The sequence below is a fragment of the Amycolatopsis sp. NBRC 101858 genome (genome assembly GCF_030269325.1).
Taxonomy (GTDB): Bacteria; Actinomycetota; Actinomycetes; order Mycobacteriales; family Pseudonocardiaceae; genus Amycolatopsis; species Amycolatopsis ponsaeliensis.
This window is the reverse complement of record NZ_BSTD01000005.1, coordinates 842347-866877: the sequence shown is the minus strand read 5'-3', so window position 1 is coordinate 866877 and position 24531 is coordinate 842347. Positions and strand designations below refer to the sequence as shown.

Genomic DNA, 24531 nt, shown 5'->3' with positions numbered 1-24531 from the left:
GTCAGCCCTTCACGACCTGGAACCCCGTCGCCCGCGAAACGAGCTCCTCGAACTGCCCGGGGTCGGTGGTGCACTCGCCGAGCGCGATCGTCTTGTTCGTGCCGTGGTAGTCGCTGGACCCGGTGACGAGCAGGCCGAGCTCGCCGGCCAGCGCGCGGGTGCGGGCCCGCGTCGGCTCGTCGTGGTTGGGGTGGTCGGCCTCGACGCCGGTGAGCCCGTGCGCGGCCAGCTCGGCGAGGGTGTCCTCGCTGATCGTGGCGCCGCGGCTGAAGGCGAAGGGGTGCGCGATGACCGTGACGCCGCCGGCCGCGCTGATCATGTCGATGGCTTCCTCGACGGGCGTGTCGCGGCGGGCGACGTAGTAGCCGCGGCGCGGGCCGAGGTAGTCGGCGAAGGCCTCGTCGACGGACTTGACCAGCCCGGCCCGGACCAGCGCCTGGGCCAGGTGCGGGCGCCCGGGCGGCGAGTCCTCGGGGAGCAGGCCGAAGATCTCGTCGGCGTCGATCGGGAGGCCGTCGGCGGCCATCCGCTCGGCCATCCGGCGCAGCCGCGTGCGGCGCTCGACGCGCAGCCGGGTCTGCTCGGTGACGACGGGCTCCGACGTCGGGTCGAAGAGGTAGGCCAGCAGGTGGACGCTGATCTGGCGGCCGGTCTCGGGGTTGATCGAAACCGTCGAAAGCTCGGCGCCGGGTACCAGCGTCAGGCCTGGGGGGATGGCCGCGGTGGCCGGGGCCCAGCCCGCGGTGGTGTCGTGGTCGGTGATCGCGACGACGTCGAGCCCGGCTCTCGCGGCCGCGGCGACGAGCCCGGCCGGCGAGTCGGTGCCGTCGGAAGCGGTGGAATGGGCGTGCAGGTCGATGCGCATTGCGTCCATTGTCGACGATGCGCTACGTCACAGCTGCGGCGGGCTGAGTCAGCCGACGGGCTTCTTGCCGCGGGCGGCCCGCTGGGCCTTGATCATCGAGAAGCGCTCGGCCTGCTTCTGCTTGTCGCCGAAGACGAGCTCCGAGATCGTGTCGTAGAACTCTTCGGGCTTCGGGAGGAAGTCGATCTTGTTGAGGGCCTGGATCTGACCGGCCGACTCGACGACCATCGTGCCGTAGCCCATCATGCGGCCGGTGGCGGTGCGCACGTAGCTGAGGTCGGTGACCTTGCTGATCGGCATCATCAGCACCTTGGTCGTGAACACCCCGGTGGTCATCACGAACCGCTTGTCGGTGACCACCAGGCGCTCGACCCACCACTCCATCACCACGTAGGCGAACCGCAGCACGACGAGCAGCGCGACGTACCAGAGCAGGTTCTGGCCGATGTACAGCGCCGGTGGCAGCAGGTAGGACACCAGGACGCAGACGGCCAGCAGCGCGGCCGCTTCGAAGGTGTCCCACAGCAGCACCGCCCAGTGGCGGCGGATCCGGATGACCCGTCGCTCGGTGTCGAGGAGGTACTCGTCGGGGTCGCGAGGCGCGAACATGGTTCGAGGGTAGCCCCGCGATCAGCCCTTGAACACGTTGCTGACGAAGGTGATCACCGATTCGGCCGAGTCCCGGAGGAACTGGACGATGTTTCCGACAAGGCCCGCAGCCTGACCGGGCTGGGCAATGACGAAGAACAGCACCAACGCGATACCGGCGAGGCCCGCAATCTTCTTCACGTTCACCGCGATCAAATCCCGTCTCTTACGGTGACACCGGACAACAGCAGAAAGCCTGACTTTTACGTTGTACCGCACTGAACAGGCACACGGGAGGTAAGTCCCGCGCTTGGGTCAGCACGCGGTCGGAAGTGTACCGTATGGCTACTCTCCGTGTACAGGACATCCGTTTTCAAGTCGGTCACGTCTACCGTGGGGGCATGGGAGCACCCGGGAACGCCACGATCCGCTGTGTCGGTGGAATCGCGTTCGACTCGCACGGCCGCTTGCTGCTCATCAGGCGGGCGAATGACCCCGGTTCGGGGCAATGGTCTCTGCCGGGTGGCCGAGTCGAACCCGGCGAAACGGACAAAGAGGCCGTGGTCCGGGAGTTGCTGGAGGAGACGGGGCTCGACGTGATTCCCGGCACACTGGTCGGGACCGTGACCCGGGGGCCGTACGAAATCCACGATTACCGGTGCGAGGTCGCGGGCGGGACGCTCACGGCAGGTGACGACGCCTCGGACGCGCGTTGGGCCGAAGCGGCAGACCTTTCGAGGCTCGAGGCCGCGGGGGAACTGGTGGACCTGCTTTATGTCACCCTCCGCGACTGGGAGGCGCTGCCGCGGGCTTGAAAAGCCGCGAAAGCCCCATTTCGGCAGCGAAAAGGCGCCGGGGAGGCGTTCGCCGCCCCGCTCACAGCGGCAACCAGGTCATCCGCTGCCCGTGCGGCGCGGTCCGCGCCAGGGCATGCGCCTCCGCCTTCCCGTCCTCCCAGCGCACGACGCCCAGCGTCGCCAGCCCGTCGCCCACCAGGTCCGAGCGCCCCGGCAGCACCGTCTCCAGCCCGGCGCCGTAGAACTCCTCCGAGACCCACCACAACGGCCGGGAAGCCGCCAGCTCGGCCAGCGAAGCCACGAACTCGGCCCGCCGAGGCGCCGCGAAGTACGCCAGCGCGTGGCTCGTCACCACGACCAGCCGCCCCTCCAGTGACGCGGCCGCCGAAGGCAGGTCGTCGACGCCGTCGCCCGTGATGAACCGGGGGCGGTGCTTCGCCTGCTCGGCCGCCGCCGTCCTCAGCAGGCGGATGCGGTCCGGCTGGTCGGCCCAGACGCACGCCTCCAGCCACGCCAGCTCGTCCTCGTCCGAGAGGTCCACCGGGGCCCGGTCGAGGCCGGCCCGGTCGAGCACGGACAGCTTCTTCGGCAGCTTCGGCGCCACCGCGCCGGGGGCCAGGTCGAGTGCGCAGTGCAGCCCGACCGGGGTCTTCGCCGGGCCCGCCGTCAGCTGCTCGCCGCCGTCGCACTGGTAGCGGTAGCCGAAGCGGTCCAGCCCCAGCAGGAGCCCCGCACTGCAGCCGACCTCCAGCAGGGAGATCTTCCCGCCCGCCTCCTTCGCCGCCCGCGCGACGCCCGGGTACAGCAGCGCCGCCCGCCGGACCTCGTTCGTCTGCGTGTACCGCGACGAAATCAGCGAACGGGCCTTGTCCGCCCGCTCCAGCAGGAACGACCGGAACAGCGGCCAGGTCTCCGAGTCGACGCCGTCGAAGCCACCCAGTGACGGGTAGTACCGCGAGAGCGGGTGGATCGGGTCGGCCTGCACGAGCCGGTGCGCCGTCGCCATCAGCAGCGTCGCCCGCACCTCGCCGTCGCGGGCCGAGGCGAGCAGCCCGGCGACGTCGTCGTCCTCGGCCGCCTGCAGCGCCAGGTGCTCGTACAGCGGCGAGACGCCGCGAGCCTCGACTTCCGCGAACGTGCGCAGTATTTCCTTGATGCTGTCCAGGTCCATCAGAGCCTCATTCGTGGGGCACCGGACGGCCCGGCTGCTCCCCGCCCCGAGTTTCCCCGTAGGAGCGCTTCGGCACCATCACCTTCCGCCGGAAGGTGCACACGATCAGGCCATCCTGCTTGTACCCGCGCGTCTCGACGTACACGACGCCGCGGTCGTCCTTGGACTTCGACGGCGTCTTGTCCAGCACCTCGGTCTCGCCGTAGATGGTGTCGCCGTGGAAGGTCGGCTTGACGTGCTTCAGCGACTCGACCTCGAGGTTCGCGATGGCCTTGCCGGAGACGTCGGGCACCGACATCCCGAGCAGCAGCGAGTAGACGTAGTTCCCGACCACGACGTTCTTGCCGAAGTCGGTGGTCTCTTCGGCGTAGTGCGCGTCCAGGTGCAGCGGGTGGTGGTTCATGGTGAGCAGGCAGAACATGTGGTCGTCGTATTCGGTGACCGTTTTGCCCGGCCAGTGCTTGTAGACCGCACCGACCTCGAACTCCTCGTAGTACCGACCGAACTGCACTCGTCTCTCCCTGTTCCGCGTAACACCGCGTGAGGCTGGTACGACACGCATCCGTAGTGAGGAGTACCCTCAACCATTGGTTCTCGCGCGTCAACGCGAGCCCCACCACTCTCCGCCCCGGCCCGAAGGAGGTGAGGAACCCCGATGAGTAGTGGCGATAGTCCGCTCCCTAGTAGTCCCAGCGTTCCCACCACACCCGCCGGCCGGCTCATCTCCTGGTAGGCCCTTTCCCGGGAACGCTGGTGTCGCCGGGCGGACGCGTTTCCGCCCTGGTCAGTCGTCTCGCACGACCACGCACGACGCCCAGGAGATCCCATGCCTGCCATTCCCTCGCTCGGCGGCCTTCGCGGCCGCGGCAACAAGGGCGCCGTCCCCGTCCGCCCGGTCCCGGTGCCGCTGTCGGCGTACGTCGTCGACTGCGCGGTGTACGTCGCGGGTGAACGCCTGCCCGGCCGCTGGACGCACATCGAGGCGATCAAAGAGGTCCGGAAGCGGCACGAGGGCTTCGTCTGGATCGGGCTGCACGAGCCCGACTCCGAGCAGATCCAGGGCATCGCGGAGACGTTCGGCCTGCACGAGCTGGCCGTCGAAGACGCGCTCGAAGCGCACCAGCGCCCGAAGCTGGAGCGCTACGACGACACGCTCTTCCTGGTGGTCAAGACCGTCCGGTACGTCGAACACGAGTCCCCCACCACGGCGAACGAGATCGTCGAGACCGGCGAGCTCATGGTGTTCCTCGGCCGGGACTTCGTGATCACCGTCCGCCACGGGAACCACTCGGGCCTGGCGCGCCTGCGCCGCGAGCTGGACGAGGACGCCGAGCGCCTGCAGCTCGGCCCGTCCGCGGTCGTGCACGCGATCGCCGACCACGTCGTCGACCACTACCTCGACGTCACGGGCCGGATCGAGAACGACATCGACGTGATGGAGGCGCAGGTCTTCGCGCCGCGGTCGCAGGTCAGCGCCGAGCAGATCTACCTGATGAAGCGGGAGGTCCTCGAGCTGCGCCGCGCGGTGATGCCGCTCGCGACGCCGATCCAGCGGCTCGCCGAGGGGTACACGCGGCTGGTGCCGGACGAGGTCCGCTCCTACTTCCGCGACGTCGCCGACCACCTCACGACCGTCTCCGAGCGGGTGGCGGCGTTCGACGAGCTGCTGTCCACCCTGGTCGACGCGACGGTCGCGAAGATCTCCCTGCAGCAGAACACCGACATGCGCAAGATCACGTCGTGGGCGGCGATCATCACCGTGCCGACGATGATCGCGGGCATCTACGGGATGAACTTCGACTACCTGCCCGAGCTGCACTGGAAGTTCGGGTACCCGCTGGTGATCACGGTGATCCTGGCGATCTGCCTGTTGCTGTACCGAATATTCCGGAAGAACGGCTGGCTCTAGGTCCCCTTTCTCCACCGGAATCCGTACAGGAGATTTCTCATGTCCAGGATGCTGTCCAACCTGAAGTTCTGGGCGCTCGCGCTCAGCGTGCTGTGGATCGTCGTCATCACTTTCGTCATCGTCGCCGACCCGGGGTTCGCGCACGGCATGAAGTAGCGCCCCGGGGTCGTACCCTGGGGCCATGCCGAAAGCGCTGGTCGTCTCCGACGAGGTCGACGAGCGGCTGTGGACCGCCGCGGTCCGCGGCTGCTCCGTCGACCTCGTCATCGGCGCCGGCGACCTCCCCTACGACTACCTGGCGTTCCTGGCCAGCGCGCTCGACGCGCCGTGCGTGTTCGTGCCCGGCAACCACGACCCGGACCTGAGCGGCTACACCCGCTACGGCGGGCTGTCCATGAAGGACGGTTTCCCCACGGTCTGGCCGGGGCCGGCGGGCGGCGTCAACGCCGACGGCCGGGTCGTCGACGTCGCCGGGCTCCGGTTCGCCGGGCTCGGCGGGTCGATCCGCTACAACGACGGGCCGAACCAGTGGACGCAACGCCAGCAGGCACGCCGGGCCCGCGGGCTGGTACGGCGCGCTCGCCGGCGGCGTCGCCGTGACGGCCGGGACGTCGACGTCCTGCTGACGCATTCACCGCCGCTGGACCTCGGCGACCGGGCGGATCCGCCGCACCGCGGGTTCGCGTGCCTGCACCGGACGATCGACGTGCTGCGCCCGAAGTGGTTGCTGCACGGGCACATCCACCCCCACGGCGAGCCGGTGCCGGACCGGGTCGTCGGTGAAACGCGGATCCGCAACGTGGTGGGCCACCGGATCATGGAGTTCTCATGAAAGAGACGGGGTTCCCCCGCGCCGACGCGGAGAACGACTTCCTCCGCGCGCGCCGGGGCCAGGTGCTCTCGCGGCTTTCGACGTGGCTGCGCCGCGAGCCCGACGACGTCAACATCATGCTGCCGTTCCACGAGGTGGTGGAGGCGCTCGGGTACCTCGGCGAGAGCCGGATCGGCCTGCGGGTGATCAAGCTGGACTCGATCGCCGGCACGGTCGACCGCAGCCGCGACTTCGACCGCCGCTTCCGCCCGACGTCGGCCCGGGTCCGCGAACGCTGGGAGCGCCTGGCGCTGGCGGCCCGCCGCGGCGAGGAGATCCCGCCGATCGAGGTGTACCGCGTGGGCGAGCTGCACTTCATCATCGACGGCCACCACCGCGTGTCGGTGGCGCTCGCGCAGGGACTGTCCACAATAGAGGCATCGGTGACGGTCGTCCGCACCAAACTGGACCCGAGCGGCATCCGCCACCGCGGCGACCTGATCGTCAAGGACTACCGGCGCCTGTTCCTGGAGCGGGTCCCGCTGACGGGGCACGCGCGGGCGTCGGTGATCGTGTCGGACCCGTGGGACTACGCGAAGCTGGGCGAACACGTGGAGGCGTGGGGTTTCCGGCTGATGCAGGACGAGGGCAAGTTCTGCGACCGCGCGAGCATCGCGCAGCGGTGGTTCGACGAGGAGTTCGTGCCGGTGGTGGGGATGCTGCGGCAGGCCGGGATGGTCGGCGACCGGACGGACGCCGAGGCGTACATGTGGGTGGCGGCGGAGCGGTACCGGCTGATCCGGACCCACCGCTGGGACGACGAGGTCATCGAGACGCTCCGGTCCCGGCGGTCCTAGAAAGCCAGTCCCGGAGTCAGCGCCAGCTGCCGCACCTGCTCGAGGGTCAACGTCGGCTCCGGGCGCTGCTTCGGCAGGCGTACGCCCGTCTGCTCCAATACCCCGCTGTCCGTCGACCAGAACTGCACCTGCGCTTCCGGTCCCGCCAGTGACACCCGGTTCTTCACCGCGTCGCCGGTGTGCAACGACGATGACCACATGACGCCCTGGGGTGTCGGCTCCGTGTTGCACGTGATCTCGCCCGGTTCGCCGCACGGTGGACCTCCGCGGCCGCCCGGCACGATCAGGACGTACACCGAGCCCGTCCCCTGCTCGTCCGTCACCCGGACTCCCATGTGGAACAACGCCTGCTCGGGCGCCGGCCCGATCGCGTCGGCGACCAGGTGGAACGGGTCCTCCGGCGGGGTCTCCCCCGGGATCGTCAGCCGCGAGATCTGCGCGTCCGGCGACAGCAGCGATCGGACGGCGTTGCCCACCACGCAGCTCAGCCGGTCGACCAGCGCGCCACGCGTGTCCGATGCCGTGGGACACGGGCGGTTCGCGACCTCGGCCCGGTGCGGCAGCACCACCACCGCCAGCCCCAGTGCGAGGACCACGACGGCCAAGGCCACCGCGCCGGTCAGCAGGTGCCGTCGGCGTGAAAGGCGGGCGGCCGACAGCACGGCGTCCCCGGAAAGACCCAGCGGGGGCTCGCCTTCGGTCACGTACGCCGCCAAGGCGGTCCGGACGTCTTCCATCACCGCTCCTCCGCCGTCGGCGCGGGCAGGACCGCGCGCAGGGCTTCGACCCCGCGGGCCGTCTGGGACTTGACCGTGCCCTCGGCGACGCCGAGCAGCGAAGCGACCTCCGCCACCGGGAGGTCTTCGAGGAACCGCAGCACGACCATCGCGCGCTGCCGCGGCGTGAGCCCGGCGAGGGCGCGCTCCACGTCGAGGCGCATGAGGGTGTCGCGGCCCGGTGGCGACTCCTGGTCCGGCGGGGACGAAGTCACGTACTCGCGGACCGGCCCACGACGGCCGGCCAGGAAGAGGTTCAGCAGGATGCGGCGCGCGTACGCGTCGACCGTGCCCGGCCGGACGCGGCGCCAGCGCCGGTACAGCTGCACGAACATGGCCTGGACCAGGTCCTCCGCCTGGTGCCAGTCGCCGCAGAAGGCGAACGCCACGCGGCGGAACCGCTGCACCCGCGCGGCGAAGTACTCGCTGAAATCGAGGTCTCTCGACGCCCCCACCCGGCCCTCCTTCGCACGTTCTCAGTCTTACTAGTGCGCGGAGGGCCGGGAAGGTTCAACTCACATGTGCACGACGCCGGGAGCGGCTTCACCCTTCGGCGCACCCGAGCGCAGCAGCAGGCCGCTGATGACCGCGCCGGCCGCGAAGATCACGGCCGCCCAGGTGAACGCCGTCGTGTAGCTCTCGATCGCCGCCTCGGCCGCCAGCTGCGGCGTCGGGACCTTGCCCGCGAGGTACGACGTCGCCGCGTTGCCGGCCAGCGTCGACAGCAGCGCCGTGCCGATCGAGCCGCCGACCTGCTGCATCGTGTTGACCGCGGCCGACGCGACACCCGCGTCGTGCGCCTCGACGCCGAACGTCGCGACGCTCATCGCCGGCGCCATCGCCAGCCCGATGCCGAAGCCCATCACCAGCAGCGGGCCGAGGACGCCGGACGCGTACGTGCTCTCGAGACCGATGCCGCTCAGCCAGAACAGGCCGACCGCGGCGATCGCCATGCCCGTGGGCACCAGCGGACGCGGGCCGAAGCGCGGGAGCAGGACGGCCGTCGCCGAGGTGGCGGCCAGCATCAGCGTCGCGACCATCGGCAGGAAGCCGACGCCGCTCTCGATCGGCGTGAACTTCAGGTTCTGCTGCACGTAGAACGTCAGGAACAGGAAGATCGCGAACATGCCGATGGCGAGCAGGAACATCGCCAGGTACGAGCCGCCGCGGTTGCGGTCCAGCAGCACGCGCAGCGGGAGCAGCGGGTGCGAGACGCGCTGCTGCAGCCACACGAACACGCCCAGCAGCACGACGCCGCCGGCGAGGAAGCCCCACACCGAGGGCGCCGACCACGAGTCCGACTCGGCGTTCGCGAAGCCGTAGACCAGCGCGAACAGGCCGGCCGACGCGGTGACCGTGCCCGGCAGGTCGAGCTTCGGGCGCGGGCCGTCGTCCTTCTGGTTGCGCAGCAGGACCGAGCTGCCGGCGAACGCGACGACGGCGAAGATGATGTTCACGAACATGCACCAGCGCCAGTCGAGGTACTCGGTGAGCACGCCGCCGAGCAGCAGCCCGACCGCCGCGCCGCCACCGCCGATGGCGCCGAACACGCCGAACGCGCGGCCGCGTTCCTTCGGGTCGGTGAACGTCGTGGTGAGCAGCGAAAGCGCGGCCGGCGCCAGCAGCGCGCCGAACACACCCTGGGCCGCACGGGCGATCAGCAGCATCTCGATGTTGCTGGCCGCGCCCCCGAGCGCGGACACCGCGGCGAACCCGGCCAGGCCGACGAGCAGGGCGTTCTTGCGGCCGAAGACGTCCGCGAGCCGCCCGCCGAGCAGCAGCAGGCTGCCGAACGCGAGCGCGTACGCCGTGACGACCCACTGGCGGGCGTCGTTGGAAAAGCCCAGGTCGACCTGGGCGGACGGCAGCGCGATGTTCACGACGGTCGCGTCCAGCACGACCATCAGCTGCGCCAGGCCGATCATCACCAGGATCAGCCACCGCCGGCTGTGGTGGGGGTTCTCGGCGGCGCGCGCGTCCCCCGGCGGCGCGACGGCGAGAGTGGATTCGGACATGGGTGTCCCCTCACTGGGAGTGATCAGGAAGCTATGTGGAGTAGGTATCTCCCCTTACGCGACCCAAGGTACACACAAACCGGAGAGGGTGCCTCTACTTTGTGAGCTAGACTGGGGGAATGACACGGGACGCTGGTCCCGCCGCACCGGCGCGGCCGCTGCGGCGCGACGCCGAACTCAACCGCCGCCGCATCCTCCAGTCGGCCCGGGAAGTCTTCGGCCGGCGAGGCCTCGAAGCCACGCTGGACGACATCGCGCACCACGCCGGTCTCGGCGTCGGCACGGTCTACCGCCGCTTCCCCAGCAAGGAACACCTGGTCGAGGCCATGTTCGCCGAGCGCATGGAGGAGATCGGCGACCTCGCCGAAGAGGCACTGAAGGCCGACGACCCCTGGCAGGCGTTCGTCGACTTCACCTGGAAGTCGATCGAACTGCACTCCGGAGACCGCGGGCTGCGCGAGATCATGCTGTCCAACAAGTTCGGCCACGAGCACGTCGCCGAAGAGAAAGCCCGCATGGTGCCGTTGATCACACGGCTCGTCGAACGGGCCCAGGAGGCGGGTGGCCTGCGCGCCGACTTCGCCCCGACGGACATCCCGCTGCTGCACATGATGGTCGGCTCGGCGATCGAGTTCACGTCCGCGGTGGAGCCGGACCTGTGGCGCCGCTGCCTCGCGATGCTCCTGGACGGGCTGCGCGCGCAGCCCGGCAAGCCGTCGCAGCTGCCGCACCCGCCGCTCGGCGTGGACGAAGTCGACGAAGCGATGTCCTGCTGGCGCCCCTGAGGGGGTGACCGGGGAATGCGCGAGTGCGCTATTCGCGGACTCGGGAACGTGCGAATGCGCCGCGGTGAGCGGCTGCGGGGCGAGAATCCGCTCAGCCCGGACGCGATCGTCGACGAAACCGCACTGCCTGCGCCGAAGTCACCTTCACGTCAGCCGTCATGGCGGTGCGGGCGCGGAGGATCCCTCCGGCCCGCACTCCGCCGTCGACGCCCCGGCCCGGCTGAGCTTCCGCACCGCCGTCACTCGGACGGGATGATCGCCCACATGATCAGGTAGGCCACGAACTGCGGCCCGGGAAGCAGGCACGACAGCACGGCCAGCAACCGCACCGTGCTGGTCTTCATGCCCCACCGCTGGGCGAGACCCGCGCACACGCCGCCGATCATGCGGCCGTAGCGGGGACGGGACAGCCGTCGGGTCGTGACCGGTGCGCTCATCGTCTTTGCCTTTCCTCGAACTTCCTCGGGCTTCGGAGAACTTCCGATATCTCCACTTCACCACCGGAGTACCCGCTTCCGCATCGCTCGCGGGAAGGATCCTTCCCTTAGGGGACGGTAAAAGCGAAAAACGTTCGGCAAGTCCGGCGAAACCCGGGAAACCGGCGTGGAATCCGGTGACCTGCGCGTTCTCCTGACCAGGCACGAAAAACATTGAGAGATGTCCCCGTCAGGGCTGGTATTTCCGCTCGATCCGGTGATACTTGCACACCGTGTACCCGCGTCTGCAGTCCTTGGTCGTCGCCATGCTCTGTGCCCTCCTCACCGCCGGGTGCGCGACGACCCAGGCCGCTCCGGAAGCGTCTTCCGGGCCCACTCCGCTGACCGCGTCCGCCGCACTCGGGGACTTCGGGACCGTCGACTACTGCAGCCTGCTCGACGTGGGCGCGGTGGCCCCCGGCGCGGCCGTCACCCCGACGTTCGAGAGCTGCCGGGCCGACGCCGGCGGGCGCACGATCCTCGTGGGGCCGCTGGCCTTCGACTCCGATCCGAACATCAAGCCCTACTCCTACGAAGGCTCGCTGCCGGACGGCGTCGCGGTGCAGCAGTCGATGTTCAACGACCAGCGCGCCTGCACGCGCGCCATCACCTTCGCCGACGGCAACCGGCTCGACCTGTCGGTCACCGACTCCGGTGCCGACCAGGCCGGCCGGTGCGGGGTCGCGGACGCGGCCGTCGGCTCGGTGCTGACCGCCGTCACCGCGAACAAGGTGGGCCGGCTGAAGTTCCCGGACCGCTCGTGGGGCCTCGTGGCGCCGTGCGCGATGCTGGACGACCCCGCCCTGGACGTCGTCGCGGGCGGCGGCAGCCGGCCGACGACCGGCCTGTCCGGGCACAGCTGCATCCGCGGCAAGCTGAGCTTCAAGCTGACCGTGCAGACCGACGAGCCGGCGACCCCGGCCGAGAAGGTGGGCGGACGCGAAGCGCAGGTCCGCGTCGCGGGCGCGTTCTGCCTGGTCGACACCACGCAGCCGGCGCCGGGCCTGCCGGGCCGGCGCGAACTGGCGGAGCTGAGCGTGGTGGAGACGGCGGGCACGGCGGGCGACGGCACGTGCGCGCTGGCCCGCACCGCGGCGAACGTGATCCTGCCCCGGCTCCCGGTGGCGTAGCGCGCACCTTTTCTCAAAACTTTTCTCCGGGGGATGTCGAACGGCGCCGAGCCGGTTCGTAGCCAAGGTGAGAGACCCGCACCGAGCGGTCACCGGAGGAAGGAGCCTGAGATGAAGCAGTACCTGCTGGCCGTCCAGCTCGACGAGAGCGCGCCGCCGGAACCCGAAGAAGCCGTGCAGGCCCAGCTGGCCCGCACCGGCAAGGTCACCGACGAGATGAAGGCCGCCGGCGTGTGGGTGTTCGTCGGCGGCCTGCAGCACTCGGACGCTTCCACGGTCGTCCGCACGCCGGGCGGCACGACCACGCTCACCGACGGCCCGTTCGCCGAGACGAAGGAACAGCTCGGCGGGTTCTGGGTGATCCAGGCCGAGGACCTCGACCAGGCGCTGACCTGGGCCGAGAAGTGCTCACTGGCCTGCGAGCAGCCGATCGAAGTGCGCCCGTTCGACGACGGTTCGCGCCGGCGCTGATGGATCTCGACGGCGTCTACCGGGCGGAGTACGGCCGGTGCGTGGCCACGCTGACGCGCCTCCTCGGGGACATCGGGCTCGCCGAGGAAGCCGTGCAGGACGCGTTCGCGGTGGCCGTCACGAAGTGGGACGAAGCGCTGCCGCCCAACCCCGGCGCGTGGATCGTGACCACCGCCCGCAACCGGGCGATCGACCGCCTGCGCCGGGAGTCCACCCGCGAAGCCCGGCACGCGCAGGCGTTGCTGCTGAACCAATCCGACGAGCTCCAGGAGGTGGGACCCGTGCGCGACGACCAGCTCCGCCTGATCTTCACCTGCTGCCACCCCGCGCTTTCGCCGCTCGCGCAGGCCGCGCTGACGCTGCGCCTGCTCGGCGGGCTCGAGGTGCCGGAGATCGCGCGGGCCTACCTCGTCCCGGAAGCGACCATCTCGCAGCGGATCGTCCGCGCGAAGAAGAAGATCCGCGACGCCGGCATCCCCTACCGCGTGCCGGACGCCGCCGAGCTCCCCGACCGGCTGGCCTCGGTGCTCACCGTGCTGTATCTGATCTTCAACGAGGGCTACGCGTCGACGTCCGGGGAGCTGCTGCGGACGGACCTGTGCGCCGACGCCGTCCGCCTGGCGCGGGCGCTCGCCGAGCTGATGCCGGACGAGCCGGAGGTGCTCGGGCTGCTGGCGCTGCTCCTGCTCACCGAAGCCCGGCGCCCCGCCCGCGTGGGCCCCTCAGGTGAGCTGGTGGTGCTCGCGGAGCAGGACCGGTCGCGGTGGAACCGGGAGCTGATCGCCGAGGGGCACGACCTGGTGCGGCGGTGCCTGCGCCGCAACCGGCCGGGCCCGTACCAGCTGCAGGCCGCGATCAACGCCGTGCACACGGACGGGCCCTCGACCGACTGGACGCAGGTGCTGGCGCTCTACGACCAGCTGCTGGCCCAGAACCCGACCCCGGTCGTCGCGCTCAACCGCGCGGTGGCCGTCGCCGAGGTCCACGGCCCGGCGCTGGCGCTGGCCACCATCGAAGACCTGGACCTGCCGGGCTACCACCTGCTGCCGGCCACCCGGGCGGACTTCCTCGCCCGGCTCGGGCGGACCACCGAGGCCGTCGCCGCCTACGACGAGGCGATCGCCTTGGCGGGCAACGCAACCGAACGAACGTTCCTGGAGACACGGCGAGCGCGCCTGGCTCCGGACGACGAAAGGACATCGCCGTGACCGACCTGGAGAAGGTGAGTGCCGGCCTGACGTTCGCCGTGCCCGCCGCGACGGTGTTCGCGGTGCTGGCCGACCCGGCGGCCCACGCGTCGATCGACGGCACCGGCTGGGTCCGGGACCCGATCGACCCGGCGCCGCTGACCGAGCGGGGCCAGCTCTTCCGGATGGGCATGCACCACGACGACCACCCGGACGGGAACTACCGCGTCGTCAACAAGGTCGAGCTCTTCGACCCGCCGCGGCTCATCGGCTGGCTGACGGGCTACGAAAAGGACGACGGCGAACCCGAGTTCGGCGGCTGGCTCTGGCGCTACGACCTGGTGCCGCGAGGTCCGTCCGAAACCGAAGTCACGCTCACCTACGACTGGTCCGGGGTGCCGCAGTTCGTCCGCGACCGCGGCATCCGCTTCCCGCCCTTCGGACCCGGGCACCTCATCGAATCCCTGCACCACCTGACCGAACTCACCACGACGAGGAGCGCATCATGACCGCCACCTACACCTTCGACGTCTTCTGCAGCCTCGACGGCTTCGGCGACCACCACGGCGACTGGGGTGGCTACTGGGGCAAGCAGGGCCCGGAGCTGCTCGCGCACCGCCTCGCCCAGTACGAGCAGGAGCAGCGGATCGTCTTCGGCGCCACCACCTTCCGGATGACCGCCGAGATGCTGAGCGCCGTTCCCGAGGACGACCTCGACCCGTGGGTGACGCGGCTGCACACCCTGCCCGCCACCGTGGTGTCGAACACCCTCGAAGGCACGCTCGGCTGGCCGGACGCGACCATCCTGGGCGGCGACGCCGTCGACGTCGTGGACCGGCTGAAGAAGGAGTCCGACGTGCCGCTGCGCTCGCACGGCAGCCTGGCGATGAACCGGGCGCTGCTGGCCGCCGGCATGGTCGACCGCGTGCAGGTGACGCTCTACCCGGTCATCACCGGCAAGACCGGCGAGGGCCCGATCTTCGCCGGCGCGGAGGACTTCGACCTCGAACTGCTCGAGACCCGGACGCTCGACGGCAACATCCAGGAGCTGATCTACCGCCCGGCCCTGCACCCCTGAAACGCCCTGAAGGGCACCTTCATGGACATAAGAGCCATGAGGGTGCCCTTCAGGACAGGGGGCTAGTCCTCGTAGGTGAGGTTCTTGCCGTTGGACGGGTCGAACAGCTTGATCTTGTCCGCGTCGTACCAGACCTCGAGGTCCGCGTTCTCCGTCGCGGACGACTCCGCCGAGAGGCGGGCCACGATCTGGGACTCCGAGCCCGGGACGTCGGCCGAACCGCTGTCCGCGGCCAGCTCGGCGAGCTCGGCGGACGTCGCCGTCTCGCCTTCGAGCGTGAAGTGCGCGAACTTCTCCGAACCCATCGACTCCAGGACGTCGATGTGCGCGGTGAACGTGCCGCCGCCCGCCTTCTGCCCGGCCTCGACCAGCGACGCGTCCTCGAAGTGCTCCGGCCGGATGCCGACCAGCACCTCGCGGGGCGCGCCCGCCTTCTCCACGAGCTGCCGGACCCGGTCGGTGAGCGGCGTGGTGCCCAGCGGGCTGCGCAGCTCGTTGTTCTCCAGCGTGGCCGGCACGAAGTTCATCGACGGCGAGCCGATGAACCCCGCGACGAACAGGTTGGCCGGGTTGTCGTAGAGGAACTGCGGCGAGCCGATCTGCTGCACGAAGCCGCCGCGCAGCACCACGACCCGGTCGCCGAGGGTCATGGCCTCGGTCTGGTCGTGCGTGACGTACAGCGTCGTCGTGCCGAGCTGCTTCTGGATCTTCGACACCGACGTCCGCATCTGGCCGCGGAGCTTGGCGTCCAGGTTGGACAGTGGCTCGTCCATCAGGAACGCCTTCGGGTTCCGGACGATCGCCCGGCCCATCGCGACGCGCTGCCGCTGGCCACCGGAGAGGTTGGCCGGCTTGCGGTCCAGGTGCGCGTTGAGGTCGAGGATCGACGCGGCTTCCTCCACCTTCGCGCGCACCGTCTTGTCGTCGACCTTCGCCAGCCGCAGCGGGAAGGCCATGTTCTCCCGGACGCTCATGTGCGGGTAGAGCGCGTAGGACTGGAACACCATCGCGATGTCCCGGTCCTTCGGGGCCTTCTCGTTGACGCGCTTGCCGTCGATGCGCAGCTCACCGGAGGAGATGTCCTCCAGGCCGGCCACCATGTTCAGCGTGGTCGACTTCCCGCAGCCGGACGGGCCGACCAGGATGATGAACTCGCCGTCGGCGATGGTGATGTCCACTTCGGACACCGCGAGGGCGCCGTCGGGGTACTTCTTCGACACCTTGTCGAGCACGATCTCTGCCATAGCGCTACCCCTTCACCGCACCGGAGGTCAGCCCCGCCACGATGCGACGCTGGAAGAACAACACGAACACAATGATCGGGATGGTGATGACGACCGCGGCCGCGCTCACCTGTCCCGTCGGGTCCTCGAACTGCGAGGACCCGGTGAAGAACGACAGCGCGGCCGGCACCGTGCGCGACGCCGTGGTCGACGTCAGCGAGATGGCGAACAGGAAGTCGTTCCAGCAGAAGATGAACACCAGGATCGCGGTGGTGAACACGCCCGGCGCGGCCAGCGGCGCGATCACCTTCCGGAACGCCTGGGCCGGCGTCGCGCCGTCCATCTTCGCCGCTTTTTCCAGTTCCCACGGGATTTCCCGGAAGAACGCCGACAGCGTGTAGATCGACAGCGGCAGGGCGAACGTGATGTAGGGCAGGATCAGCCCCGGCCAGGTGTCGAACAGCGCCAGGTTCCGCTCGATGTTGAACAGCGGGGTCACCAGCGACACCTGCGGGAACATCGCGATCAGCAGCGACAGCCCGACCAGCAGCTGCTTGCCGGGGAACTCCAGCCGCGCGATCGCGTACGCGGCCATCGTGCCCAGCACCACCGCGATCACCGTGGAGATGATCGCGATACCGATCGAGTTGACCAGCGCCAGCAGGAACTCCGACGTCTGGAAGATGTCCGCGTAGTTCTGCCAGGTCCACGACTGCGGGATGAACGACCCGTCGGTCAGCGTGTCTTTGGTCTTGAACGACAGCGAAACGACCCAGAGCACCGGCACCAGCGCGAACACCAGCACGAGGATGTCGACCAGGCCCCACCTGAGCTTGCGGCCCGTCGTGACGGTTCCCATCACCATCAGCGCTTACCCCCGTCGTCCGAACCCGGTGCGGCCGTGCCGAACACCTTGATGAAGATGAAGGCGATGATCGCCACGGTGATGAAGATCAGCACCGCCATCGTCGACCCGATCCCGAGGTTGAGCCCCTTGACCAGGTTGTCGTAGGTCTGCATGGACACCGAACCGGTGTCCTGCGCGCCACCCGTGAGCACGTAGATGTTGTCGAAGATCCGGAACGCGTCGAGCGTGCGGAACAGCAGCGCCACCAGGATCGCCGGCTTCATCACCGGCAGCATCACCTTCGTGAACCGCTGCCACGCGCTCGCGCCGTCCATCGCCGCGGCCTTGAGCAGGTCGTCCGGCACCAGCGCGAGACCGGCCATCAGCAGCAGCGCCATGAACGGCGTGGTCTTCCACACCTCGGCGGCGATGATGATGAACATCGACGGCCACTGGTCGGTCAGCGGCGCCGCGTCCGCGGCCAGCCAGTTCGCCAGGTAGCCGGTCTTCGGCGTCCACGCGTAGTACCACGAGAACGCCGCGACGACCGTGACGATGCCGTACGGGATCAGGGCGACCGTGCGGACCAGGCCGCGCCCGACGAGCGTCCGGTGCATGACCAGCGCCAGCGCCATGCCGAGGACGAACTCGATCGCCACCGACACCACGGTCAGGAACATCGTGGTGCCGAACGCCGTCCACCAGTACGAGTTGGACAGCACGGCCCCGTAGTTGTCGAGACCGACGAACTCCTGCTGCGCGGGGAACCTGAGGTCGTACCGCTGCAGCGACAGCCAGATCGAGTAGACGATCGGGTAGCCGGTGACCGCGATCATCACGAAGAACGCGGGTGCGCACAGCCACAGCCCGAGCTTCCGCTCGGCCTTCTTCCCTTCCGAGAGGGCGGGCTTGCCCTTCTTGTGGGAGGCCGCCTCCTGGGCGACCGTGGCCCCGGAGGTGTCCGCCGGGGTCGAGTCCTGGACGGTCACGGGATCACTCCCTTCGACTGGAGCGCGTCGTTGAGCTGCTCGCGCAGCTTGTCCGCGGTGGCCTTCGGATCGATGTCACCCGGCGGGGAAAGGACCTTCGACATCACGGTCGACATGTTCTGGTACGCCGGGGTCAGCGGCCGCACCGCCGAGTCCTTGATGGCGTCGATGATCGAGTCGCGCATCGGGTACTTGAGCGCCATGTTCGGGTTGTCGGCGCTCGCCGGCTTCGACGGGTCGAGCGGCGTGTCGTTGTGGTACACCGATTCGATGGTCGGCGGCACCCCGTCGTTGATCGCCGAGAACTTCTGGTTCTCCGCGTTGCGCAGGCACAGCGCCGCCTCGAACGCCTCGGGCTTGTGCTGCGACAGCGAGCTGACGCCGAGGTCGTAGCCGCCGATCGTGGTCTTGGCCGGCGTGCCGGCCTTCGCCTCGGGGTAGACGGCCCACTTGAAGTGCGAGACGTCCTGCGGCTTTTCCTTGGCGTAGGAGGCGTAGACGAACGGCCAGTTGAGCTCGAACGCGGCGTCCCCGCGCTGGAACGTCTGCCGGACGTCGTCCTCCTTCGAGTTGGTCAGGGACGGGTCGGTGATGCCCGAGGAAGCGATCTGCTTCAGCAGGGCGAGGGCCTGCACCGCGCCGTCGTCGAGGACGACGGACTTGCCGTCGTCGGACAGGATGTGCCCGCCCATCGACTCCACGAGCGTGTTGTAGAAGACGACGAGGCCTTCGTACTGGGCGCCGGTGAACACGATGCTGTAGGGCTTGCCCTGCGCCTTGAGCTCCTTCGACTTGGCGATCATCTCTTCCCACGTCTTCGGCGGCGTGGGCGTGATGCGGTCGTCGTACCAGAGCAGCTGGACGTTGGTGTTCTTCGTGGCCGCGTAGAGCTTCCCGTTGTAGGTCGCCGTTTCCAGCGGTCCCTGCAGGACGCCCTCGGTCGCCGCGGCCTTGTTCTGGTCCTTCCACTCCTCGACCCAGCCGGCTTCGGCGAACTCCGAAACCCAGGTCACGTCGAGGCCCAGGACGTCCATCGCGGTGTCTCCGGCGGCGAGCCGCCGGGCCATCTGCAGGCGCTGGTCGTCCGCGCCGCGCTGGAGCTTGTTGTAGACGATTTCGTACTTGCCGTTCGCCGCCGCGTTGCAGTTGTCGACGACTTTCTGGAAGCTGTCTTCGGGCGCGTAGTAGACGTTGATCTTGAGCCCGCCGCTCGATCCGCAACCGGCCAGCATGCCGGTCACCAATGCCCCTGCCCCCAGCAGGACCGCGGTACGGCCGGGCGATCGCCCCCGTTTGCCCGCGCCGATCCTCTTCCCCATAAGGCCTCCTCACCCGCGTGCACGCCGGATACCGCGGTGCCCGGTGGGCACCACAGCGCGATGAGGCGAACCGCGCCAGCACCCCGACGTGCTAGTGCTCGGGCGGCCACGCTGGTAGGGCGCGGCCGCCTGACTGGTGTCGGACAACTTATGCCGGGCGATCACACCCCGCAAGCAGTATCGGTAACGATTCAGCCCACTGCAGACTGAACTGTGATTTTCCCCTGGTATTGGCGGGATTTTCCAGGGTTTCTTTCAGATGTTCGCGGACGGCGGCTTGAGCGCCAGCTTGGCCAGCAGCTCCCGGGCCCGCTCGGCCGAGCGCGGCTGGCACAGGACGTCGTAGCGGCCGGCGACCAGCTGGCTCGCCGAGGAGAACTCCCGCCGCCCGCGCGACATGCTGTACCCGATGGCGGCGAACACCAGCCCGGAGAGGATGCCCAGCACGATCCCGGTGAGCACCTGCAGCACGAAGCCCTGGTTGACGAACAGCGCGAGCATCAGCCCGGCGAACAGGCCGAACCAGGCCCCCGAGAAGGCACCGGTGGCGAGCACGCGGCCCCAGCTGAGCTTCGCGATGACGCGTTCGACGAGCATCAGATCCACGCCGACGATCGTGACGTCGCTGACGGCGAACTCGCCGTCCGCGAGGAAGTCGACGGCCTGCTGTGCCTCGCCGTAGGTCGCGTACGACCCGATCGGCCAGCCGGTCGGCGGGGTCGGCAAGCGTGGCAGGTTGCCGGGCGGCCGGCTCCCGCCGAAGGGACTACTCACCATCATCACCTGCGCACTCGTGGGTCTTGGGCGTCCATCTTGTCAAGAACGCCCGGACCGTGCGAGCCGCTTACCCCGAAAGGCCGGGCGCCGATTGTCGCTGTATCGACAATCGGCGCCCGTTCGTCACGAGCGGGACTTGTACTCGCGCAGCAGGCCGCGGCTGATGATGGTCTTCTGGATCTCGCTCGTCCCCTCGCCGATCAGCAGGAACGGCGCCTCGCGCATCAGCCGCTCGATCTCGTACTCCTTCGAGTACCCGTAGCCGCCGTGGATCCGGAACGAGTCCTGGGTGACCTCGGCGCAGTACTCCGACGCGATCAGCTTCGCCATCCCGGCCTCGACGTCGTTGCGCTCGCCCGAGTCCTTGAGCCGGGCCGCGTTCACCATCATCAGGTGGGCCGCCTCGACCTTGGTGGCCATCTCGGCCAGCTTGAACGCCACGGCCTGGTGCTCGGCGATCGCCTTGCCGAACGTCTTGCGCTGCTGGGCGTACTCGACGGCCAGCTCGAACGCCCGGATCGCGATGCCGCACGCCCGCGCCGCGACATTCACGCGGCCGACCTCGACACCGTCCATCATGTACGAGAAGCCCTTGCCGGGTGCCTCGCCGAGGACCATGTCGGCGCCGATCTTGTAGCCGTCGAAGACCGCTTCGGTCGTGTCGACGCCCTTGTAGCCCATCTTGTCGATCTTGCCGGGGATGGTCAGCCCCGGCGCCACCTCGCCGAAGCCCTCGGGCTTCTCCACGAGGAACGTCGTCAGGTTCTGGTGGGGCTTCTCGGCGCCCTCGTCGGTCTTGACGAGCAGCGCGATCAGGTTCGACGAGCCGCCGTTGGTCAGCCACATCTTCGAGCCGTCGATGACATAGTGAGCACCGTCGTCGCTACGCCGCGCCTTGGTCTTGATGGCGGCGACGTCGGAGCCGAGGTCCGGCTCGGACATCGAGAAGGAGCCGCGCACCTCGCCGGTGGCCATCCGCGGGAGGAAGTGCTGCTTCTGCGCCTCGGTGCCGTGGCGGGAGATCATGTGCGCCACGATGAAGTGGGTGTTGATCACGCCGGACACGCTCATCCAGCCGCGCGCGATCTCCTCGACGACCAGCGCGTAGGTCAGCAGCGACTCCCCGAGCCCGCCGTACTCCTCCGGGATGGTGATCCCGAACAGGCCCATCTCCTTCATGCCCTCGACGATGTCCGCCGGGTAGGTGTCGGCGTGCTCGAGCTCCTGCGCGTGCGGGATGACCTCCTTGTCCACGAACGAGCGGACGGTCGCGAGGATCTCCGACTGCACGTCGGTCAGGCCGGCGGTCTGGGCGAGACGGGCCATCACGGCTCCCTTTCCGGGTAGGACGCCGGCTCCCGGCGCTGGGTTACCGGTGAGTATGACCCGAAAGCCCCGACCCTGCTATGAGGGCGCTCACGCTCACGCTGATCAGCACCGTAAAGTGCTGCGGGAGGGGAGAAACCATGACTTATCCACAGGACCCGAACAATCCGTACGGCCAGCAGCCGCCCTCCGGCGGCTACCAGCAGCCCGGGTACGGCCAGCAGTACCCGAGTGGCGGTTTCCCGCAGTACCCGCCGCAGTACCCGGGCGGGATGCAGCGCCCGCCGGAGGGGCCGGGCCTCGCCATCGGCGGGCTGGTCTGCTCGATCCTCGGCATCTTCCTCTGCGTCCTCGTGACCATCGCGGGCATCGTGATGGGGCACATCGCCCTCGCCAAGGCCAAGCGCGGCGAGGCGGAGGGCCAGGGCGTCGCGCTGGCGGCGGTCATCGTGGGGTACGTCGGGATCGGGCTCAACATCCTGCTGGCGGTCTTGCTCTTCGGGTTCGGCTTCGCGCACGAGCTCTTCCGCTGACCGGCTAAGTTGGGCTCCAGCACGCACCGAGGGGACCCGCCATGACCGACCCGTCCGGGGACAAGGACCGTCCGGCCGCCGATCCGGCCGTGTCGTACGACCCGCCGCCCACCGCGGAACCCGCGCCGTACACGCCGGAGAACTACGACCCGCCGGCGGGCGACAGCACGGTCGCCGACAGCACGGTCGCGGACACCACGATCGCCGACACCCCGGCCGCGCACCAGCCCGCTCCGGAGCAGCCCGCCCCGGAGCCGCCGGGGCAGCTGCCGCCGGGCGCGTTCGAGGCTCCCGCCGCGCACATCCCCGGCACGCCGTACGTCGCGCCCGGGCAGCCTCAGCCGACGTACGCGTACCAGTACCAGCAGCCGTACGCGCAGCCCTACGGCCAGCCGTACGGCGGTCCGGCGCCCTACGTCCAGCCGCCGTACGTCCCGGTCGCGCGCCGGCCGGACAACGCGCTGGCGATCGGCGCGCTGGTCTGCTCGATCCTCGGCTTCTGCTCCGGCATCACCGCGATCGCCGGCCTGGTCATGGGCCACATCGCGCTGAGCAAGACGAACCGCGGCGAAGCGGGCGGCCGCGGCCTGGCCACGGGCGCCGTGATCGTCGGCTACGTCGTGATTGCCCTGTGGGCCGGCTTCTTCACCACCCTGATCATCCTGGGCGCGAACGGCCAGCTGAGCTAGTCGGCGGGCAGCACCGCGTCGCCGGGGCTGCGCGGCGAGGGCGTCGCGTGGCCGTTCGCCTCCGGCTTGGCGTCCGCGCTCTCGAGCTCCGGCTGGGGCTCGGGCACCTCGGGCGCGGCCGCCGGAGCCGGCGCCGGCGCGGCGGGCCTCGGCGTCTGCGCGTCGAGGAACCGCAGCAGCTCCACCGGGAACGGCAGCACCAGCGTCGAGTTCTTCTCCGACGACACCTGCACGACGGTCTCGAGCAGCCGCAGCTGCAGCGCCGCCGGGGTGTCGGCCATCTGCGCGGCGGCCTGCGAAAGCTTGTACGACGCCTGCAGCTCACCGTCGGCGGAGATGACGCGCGCGCGCCGTTCCCGCTCCGCCTCGGCCTGCCGCGACATCGAGCGCTTCATCGCCTCCGGCAGCGCGACGTCCTTGATCTCGACGCGGTCGATGTGGATGCCCCAGTCCAGCGCCGGGCTGTCGATCATCAGCTCGAGGCCCTCGTTGAGGCGTTCGCGGTTGGAGAGCAGGTCGTCGAGATCGCTCTTGCCGATGATCGAGCGCAGCGACGTCTGCGCGACCTGGCCGACCGCCGCCCGGTAGTCCTGGACGTTGACCGCCGCGACGACCGGGTCGATGACCTTGAAGTAGACGACCGCGTCGACCCGGACGGTGACGTTGTCCCGGGTGATGCCGTCCTGGGCGGGCACCGGCATGGTCACGATCTGCATGTTGACCTTCTGCATCCGGTCCACGAACGGCACCAGCAGCGTCAGGCCGGGCTCCGAGACCCGCGACCGCACCCGGCCGAACCGGAAGACCAGCCCGCGTTCGTACTGCCGCACGACGCGCACACCGGCCGCGAGCCAGGCTCCGCCCGCGACGACCACCGCGCTGAGGATCTCCACCACCATGGCTGCTCCCGGGGTTGCGTATTTCCCCTGAAAACCCAGCGTACGCCCGTGCCGAGCAGGACGAAACGCGCTGGACGAGCCGACCAGACTGGGGTGGTGAACGATCTCCGCGTCCCGCCCCTGTTCGCCGGCCGGGCACCCCGCGTGCTCGGCCCGGAGGCCGTCCCGTGGCTGGCCGCCCTGCCGGACCTCGCCGCCGGCTACGCCCGCGAGTGGGGCCTGACGTTCGAGGGCGAGGCGATGCACGGCTACGTCGGCGTCGTGCAGCCCGCGCGGCTCGCCGACGGCACGCCGGTGGTGCTGAAACTCGGCTGGCGCGACGAAGAGTCCGCCGGCGAGCCGCTCGCACTGTCCACATGGGCCGGCCGGGGTGCGGTGCTGCTGCTGGAGTCCGCGCCCGAGGACGGCGTCCTGCTGCTCGAGCGCCTCGACGCCACGCGCACGCTCGACGACCTCCCGCTGCGCGAAGCGATCCCGCTCCTCGGCGAGCTGGCCCAGCGCCTCGCCGTGCCCGTGCCGCCGGGGCTGGCCAGGAGCGTGCGCGCCGAGGCCGAAAGCCTTGCCGACGAGCTGCCCCGCCGCTGGGCCGAGCTCGGCAAGCCGTTCGAGAAGCGGCTGGTCGACGACGCCGTCGCGGTCTGCCGCGAGTTCGGGCCGTCCGCGGGCGAACTCCTGGTGAACGAGGACCTGCACTTCCAGAACGTCCTGGCCGGCACGCGCGAGCCGTGGCTGGTCATCGACCCGAAGCCACTGGCCGGCGACCTCGAATGGGGCGTCATCCCGTTGTTCTGGAACCGGTTCACCGAGTCCACACTGGACGAACGGTTCGCCCTGATCGTCGCTTCGCACGAGTTCGACGCCGAGAAGGCGCGGGCTTGGACGCTCGTGCGGGCGGTCCAGAACTGGATCTGGATGGCCGAAGACCTCGAAGAGTTCGAAGCGGACAGCGACGACCCGGCGTTCGTCACCGTGCCGGAGATCGCTGCCTGGGCAGCCAGCCGATAGGGTCGGCG

General features: G+C 69.6%; 29 protein-coding genes. 13 read left to right on the top strand and 16 right to left on the bottom strand.

Annotated features, from left to right (window positions below):
* Window position 1 precedes the first annotated feature (1 nt).
* From QSK39_RS38385 to QSK39_RS38375, 3 genes are read right to left on the bottom strand one after another with little or no spacing between them, the layout of a single operon-like run.
* Complete coding sequence (locus QSK39_RS38385; protein ID WP_285482708.1) at window positions 2–874, bottom strand: PHP domain-containing protein; 873 nt, start codon at window positions 872–874, stop codon at window positions 2–4.
* A gap of 39 nt (window positions 875–913) precedes the next feature.
* A complete protein-coding gene (locus tag QSK39_RS38380) occupies window positions 914–1474 on the bottom strand; it encodes a PH domain-containing protein (protein WP_284747438.1) in 561 nt (186 codons plus the stop codon).
* A gap of 21 nt (window positions 1475–1495) precedes the next feature.
* A complete protein-coding gene (locus tag QSK39_RS38375) occupies window positions 1496–1660 on the bottom strand; it encodes a hypothetical protein (RefSeq protein ID WP_196425937.1) in 165 nt (54 codons plus the stop codon).
* A gap of 194 nt (window positions 1661–1854) precedes the next feature.
* Here QSK39_RS38375 and QSK39_RS38370 point away from each other — a divergent pair, with 194 nt between their 5' ends.
* Window positions 1855–2268 carry an NUDIX hydrolase gene (locus QSK39_RS38370; RefSeq protein ID WP_285482707.1) on the top strand — a complete coding sequence of 138 codons (414 nt, stop codon included), beginning with the start codon at window positions 1855–1857 and terminating at the stop codon, window positions 2266–2268.
* A 61-nt stretch (window positions 2269–2329) separates the two neighbouring features.
* On the opposite strand, the gene QSK39_RS38365 is transcribed toward QSK39_RS38370, so the two are convergent.
* Both QSK39_RS38365 and QSK39_RS38360 read right to left on the bottom strand, forming a co-directional pair.
* The gene (locus QSK39_RS38365) at window positions 2330–3421 is read right to left on the bottom strand and encodes a DUF2332 domain-containing protein (protein ID WP_285482706.1); all 1092 of its coding nucleotides are present in this window, start codon (window positions 3419–3421) and stop codon (window positions 2330–2332) included.
* 7 nt (window positions 3422–3428) lie between these two features.
* Window positions 3429–3932 carry a MaoC family dehydratase gene (locus QSK39_RS38360; protein ID WP_043784350.1) on the bottom strand — a complete coding sequence of 168 codons (504 nt, stop codon included), beginning with the start codon at window positions 3930–3932 and terminating at the stop codon, window positions 3429–3431.
* A gap of 315 nt (window positions 3933–4247) precedes the next feature.
* Here QSK39_RS38360 and corA point away from each other — a divergent pair, with 315 nt between their 5' ends.
* The 3 genes from corA (at window position 4248) to QSK39_RS38345 (ending at window position 6998) form a co-directional block, all read left to right on the top strand.
* Complete coding sequence (corA, locus tag QSK39_RS38355) at window positions 4248–5330, top strand: magnesium/cobalt transporter CorA (RefSeq protein ID WP_285482705.1); 1083 nt, start codon at window positions 4248–4250, stop codon at window positions 5328–5330.
* A gap of 181 nt (window positions 5331–5511) precedes the next feature.
* A complete protein-coding gene (locus QSK39_RS38350; protein ID WP_285482704.1) occupies window positions 5512–6162 on the top strand; it encodes a metallophosphoesterase family protein in 651 nt (216 codons plus the stop codon).
* Window positions 6159–6998: a chromosome partitioning protein ParB gene (locus tag QSK39_RS38345; protein ID WP_285482703.1), complete on the top strand. Its 840-nt coding sequence runs from the start codon at window positions 6159–6161 to the stop codon at window positions 6996–6998. The genes QSK39_RS38350 and QSK39_RS38345 overlap by 4 nt, the downstream gene beginning before the upstream one ends.
* Here the strand turns inward: QSK39_RS38345 and QSK39_RS38340 are convergent.
* The 3 genes from QSK39_RS38340 to QSK39_RS38330 are packed head-to-tail and all read right to left on the bottom strand — an operon-like array spanning window position 6995 to window position 9789.
* Window positions 6995–7735, bottom strand: a complete 741-nt coding sequence (locus tag QSK39_RS38340; RefSeq protein WP_285482702.1) for a hypothetical protein — start codon at window positions 7733–7735, stop codon at window positions 6995–6997. The two genes, QSK39_RS38345 and QSK39_RS38340, sit on opposite strands and share 4 nt — an antisense overlap.
* A complete protein-coding gene (locus QSK39_RS38335) occupies window positions 7735–8229 on the bottom strand; it encodes a SigE family RNA polymerase sigma factor (RefSeq protein WP_285482701.1) in 495 nt (164 codons plus the stop codon). The genes QSK39_RS38340 and QSK39_RS38335 overlap by 1 nt, the downstream gene beginning before the upstream one ends.
* Window positions 8230–8289: 60 nt before the next feature.
* A complete protein-coding gene (locus QSK39_RS38330; RefSeq protein ID WP_285482700.1) occupies window positions 8290–9789 on the bottom strand; it encodes an MFS transporter in 1500 nt (499 codons plus the stop codon).
* A 119-nt stretch (window positions 9790–9908) separates the two neighbouring features.
* On the opposite strand from QSK39_RS38330, the gene QSK39_RS38325 reads away from it, so the two are divergent.
* On the top strand, window positions 9909–10574 hold the full coding sequence (locus QSK39_RS38325; protein ID WP_285482699.1) for a TetR/AcrR family transcriptional regulator: 666 nt from the start codon (window positions 9909–9911) through the stop codon (window positions 10572–10574).
* Window positions 10575–10813: 239 nt separating this feature from the next.
* Here QSK39_RS38325 and QSK39_RS38320 read toward each other — a convergent pair whose 3' ends face one another.
* Window positions 10814–11011: a PspC domain-containing protein gene (locus QSK39_RS38320; protein ID WP_284747428.1), complete on the bottom strand. Its 198-nt coding sequence runs from the start codon at window positions 11009–11011 to the stop codon at window positions 10814–10816.
* 272 nt (window positions 11012–11283) lie between these two features.
* Between QSK39_RS38320 and QSK39_RS38315 the strand changes: the two genes are divergently transcribed.
* The 5 genes from QSK39_RS38315 (at window position 11284) to QSK39_RS38295 (ending at window position 14916) form a co-directional block, all read left to right on the top strand.
* Window positions 11284–12180 carry a hypothetical protein gene (locus QSK39_RS38315; RefSeq protein ID WP_285482698.1) on the top strand — a complete coding sequence of 299 codons (897 nt, stop codon included), beginning with the start codon at window positions 11284–11286 and terminating at the stop codon, window positions 12178–12180.
* A 111-nt stretch (window positions 12181–12291) separates the two neighbouring features.
* Window positions 12292–12651: a YciI family protein gene (locus QSK39_RS38310; RefSeq protein ID WP_285482697.1), complete on the top strand. Its 360-nt coding sequence runs from the start codon at window positions 12292–12294 to the stop codon at window positions 12649–12651.
* Window positions 12651–13859, top strand: coding sequence for an RNA polymerase sigma factor (locus QSK39_RS38305; protein ID WP_285482696.1), 1209 nt, complete (start codon window positions 12651–12653; stop codon window positions 13857–13859). Before QSK39_RS38310 ends, QSK39_RS38305 begins: the two co-directional genes overlap by 1 nt.
* Complete coding sequence (locus QSK39_RS38300) at window positions 13856–14347, top strand: SRPBCC family protein (RefSeq protein WP_285482695.1); 492 nt, start codon at window positions 13856–13858, stop codon at window positions 14345–14347. Before QSK39_RS38305 ends, QSK39_RS38300 begins: the two co-directional genes overlap by 4 nt.
* On the top strand, window positions 14344–14916 hold the full coding sequence (locus QSK39_RS38295) for a dihydrofolate reductase family protein (RefSeq protein ID WP_285482694.1): 573 nt from the start codon (window positions 14344–14346) through the stop codon (window positions 14914–14916). The genes QSK39_RS38300 and QSK39_RS38295 overlap by 4 nt, the downstream gene beginning before the upstream one ends.
* 62 nt (window positions 14917–14978) lie before the next feature.
* On the opposite strand, the gene QSK39_RS38290 is transcribed toward QSK39_RS38295, so the two are convergent.
* From QSK39_RS38290 to QSK39_RS38265, 6 genes are all read right to left on the bottom strand, one after another.
* Window positions 14979–16160, bottom strand: coding sequence for an ABC transporter ATP-binding protein (locus QSK39_RS38290; RefSeq protein ID WP_285482693.1), 1182 nt, complete (start codon window positions 16158–16160; stop codon window positions 14979–14981).
* Between the two features lie 4 nt (window positions 16161–16164).
* Window positions 16165–17004: a carbohydrate ABC transporter permease gene (locus tag QSK39_RS38285; RefSeq protein ID WP_155549210.1), complete on the bottom strand. Its 840-nt coding sequence runs from the start codon at window positions 17002–17004 to the stop codon at window positions 16165–16167.
* Window positions 17004–17975: a carbohydrate ABC transporter permease gene (locus QSK39_RS38280; RefSeq protein WP_285482692.1), complete on the bottom strand. Its 972-nt coding sequence runs from the start codon at window positions 17973–17975 to the stop codon at window positions 17004–17006. The genes QSK39_RS38285 and QSK39_RS38280 overlap by 1 nt, the downstream gene beginning before the upstream one ends.
* Window positions 17972–19294 (bottom strand): ABC transporter substrate-binding protein, encoded by a 1323-nt coding sequence (locus QSK39_RS38275; RefSeq protein WP_285482691.1) that lies wholly within the window; start codon window positions 19292–19294, stop codon window positions 17972–17974. The genes QSK39_RS38280 and QSK39_RS38275 overlap by 4 nt, the downstream gene beginning before the upstream one ends.
* A gap of 255 nt (window positions 19295–19549) precedes the next feature.
* Window positions 19550–20074, bottom strand: a complete 525-nt coding sequence (locus QSK39_RS38270; protein WP_285482860.1) for a YflT domain-containing protein — start codon at window positions 20072–20074, stop codon at window positions 19550–19552.
* Between the two features lie 120 nt (window positions 20075–20194).
* Complete coding sequence (locus QSK39_RS38265; protein WP_285482690.1) at window positions 20195–21397, bottom strand: acyl-CoA dehydrogenase family protein; 1203 nt, start codon at window positions 21395–21397, stop codon at window positions 20195–20197.
* A gap of 140 nt (window positions 21398–21537) precedes the next feature.
* Between QSK39_RS38265 and QSK39_RS38260 the strand changes: the two genes are divergently transcribed.
* On the top strand, window positions 21538–21930 hold the full coding sequence (locus QSK39_RS38260; protein ID WP_285482689.1) for a DUF4190 domain-containing protein: 393 nt from the start codon (window positions 21538–21540) through the stop codon (window positions 21928–21930).
* Between the two features lie 41 nt (window positions 21931–21971).
* A complete protein-coding gene (locus QSK39_RS38255) occupies window positions 21972–22619 on the top strand; it encodes a DUF4190 domain-containing protein (protein ID WP_285482688.1) in 648 nt (215 codons plus the stop codon).
* Here the strand turns inward: QSK39_RS38255 and QSK39_RS38250 are convergent.
* Window positions 22616–23518 carry a slipin family protein gene (locus tag QSK39_RS38250; RefSeq protein ID WP_285482687.1) on the bottom strand — a complete coding sequence of 301 codons (903 nt, stop codon included), beginning with the start codon at window positions 23516–23518 and terminating at the stop codon, window positions 22616–22618. The two genes, QSK39_RS38255 and QSK39_RS38250, sit on opposite strands and share 4 nt — an antisense overlap.
* 93 nt (window positions 23519–23611) lie before the next feature.
* Between QSK39_RS38250 and QSK39_RS38245 the strand changes: the two genes are divergently transcribed.
* Window positions 23612–24523 carry an aminoglycoside phosphotransferase family protein gene (locus tag QSK39_RS38245; RefSeq protein WP_285482686.1) on the top strand — a complete coding sequence of 304 codons (912 nt, stop codon included), beginning with the start codon at window positions 23612–23614 and terminating at the stop codon, window positions 24521–24523.
* Window positions 24524–24531 lie beyond the last annotated feature (8 nt).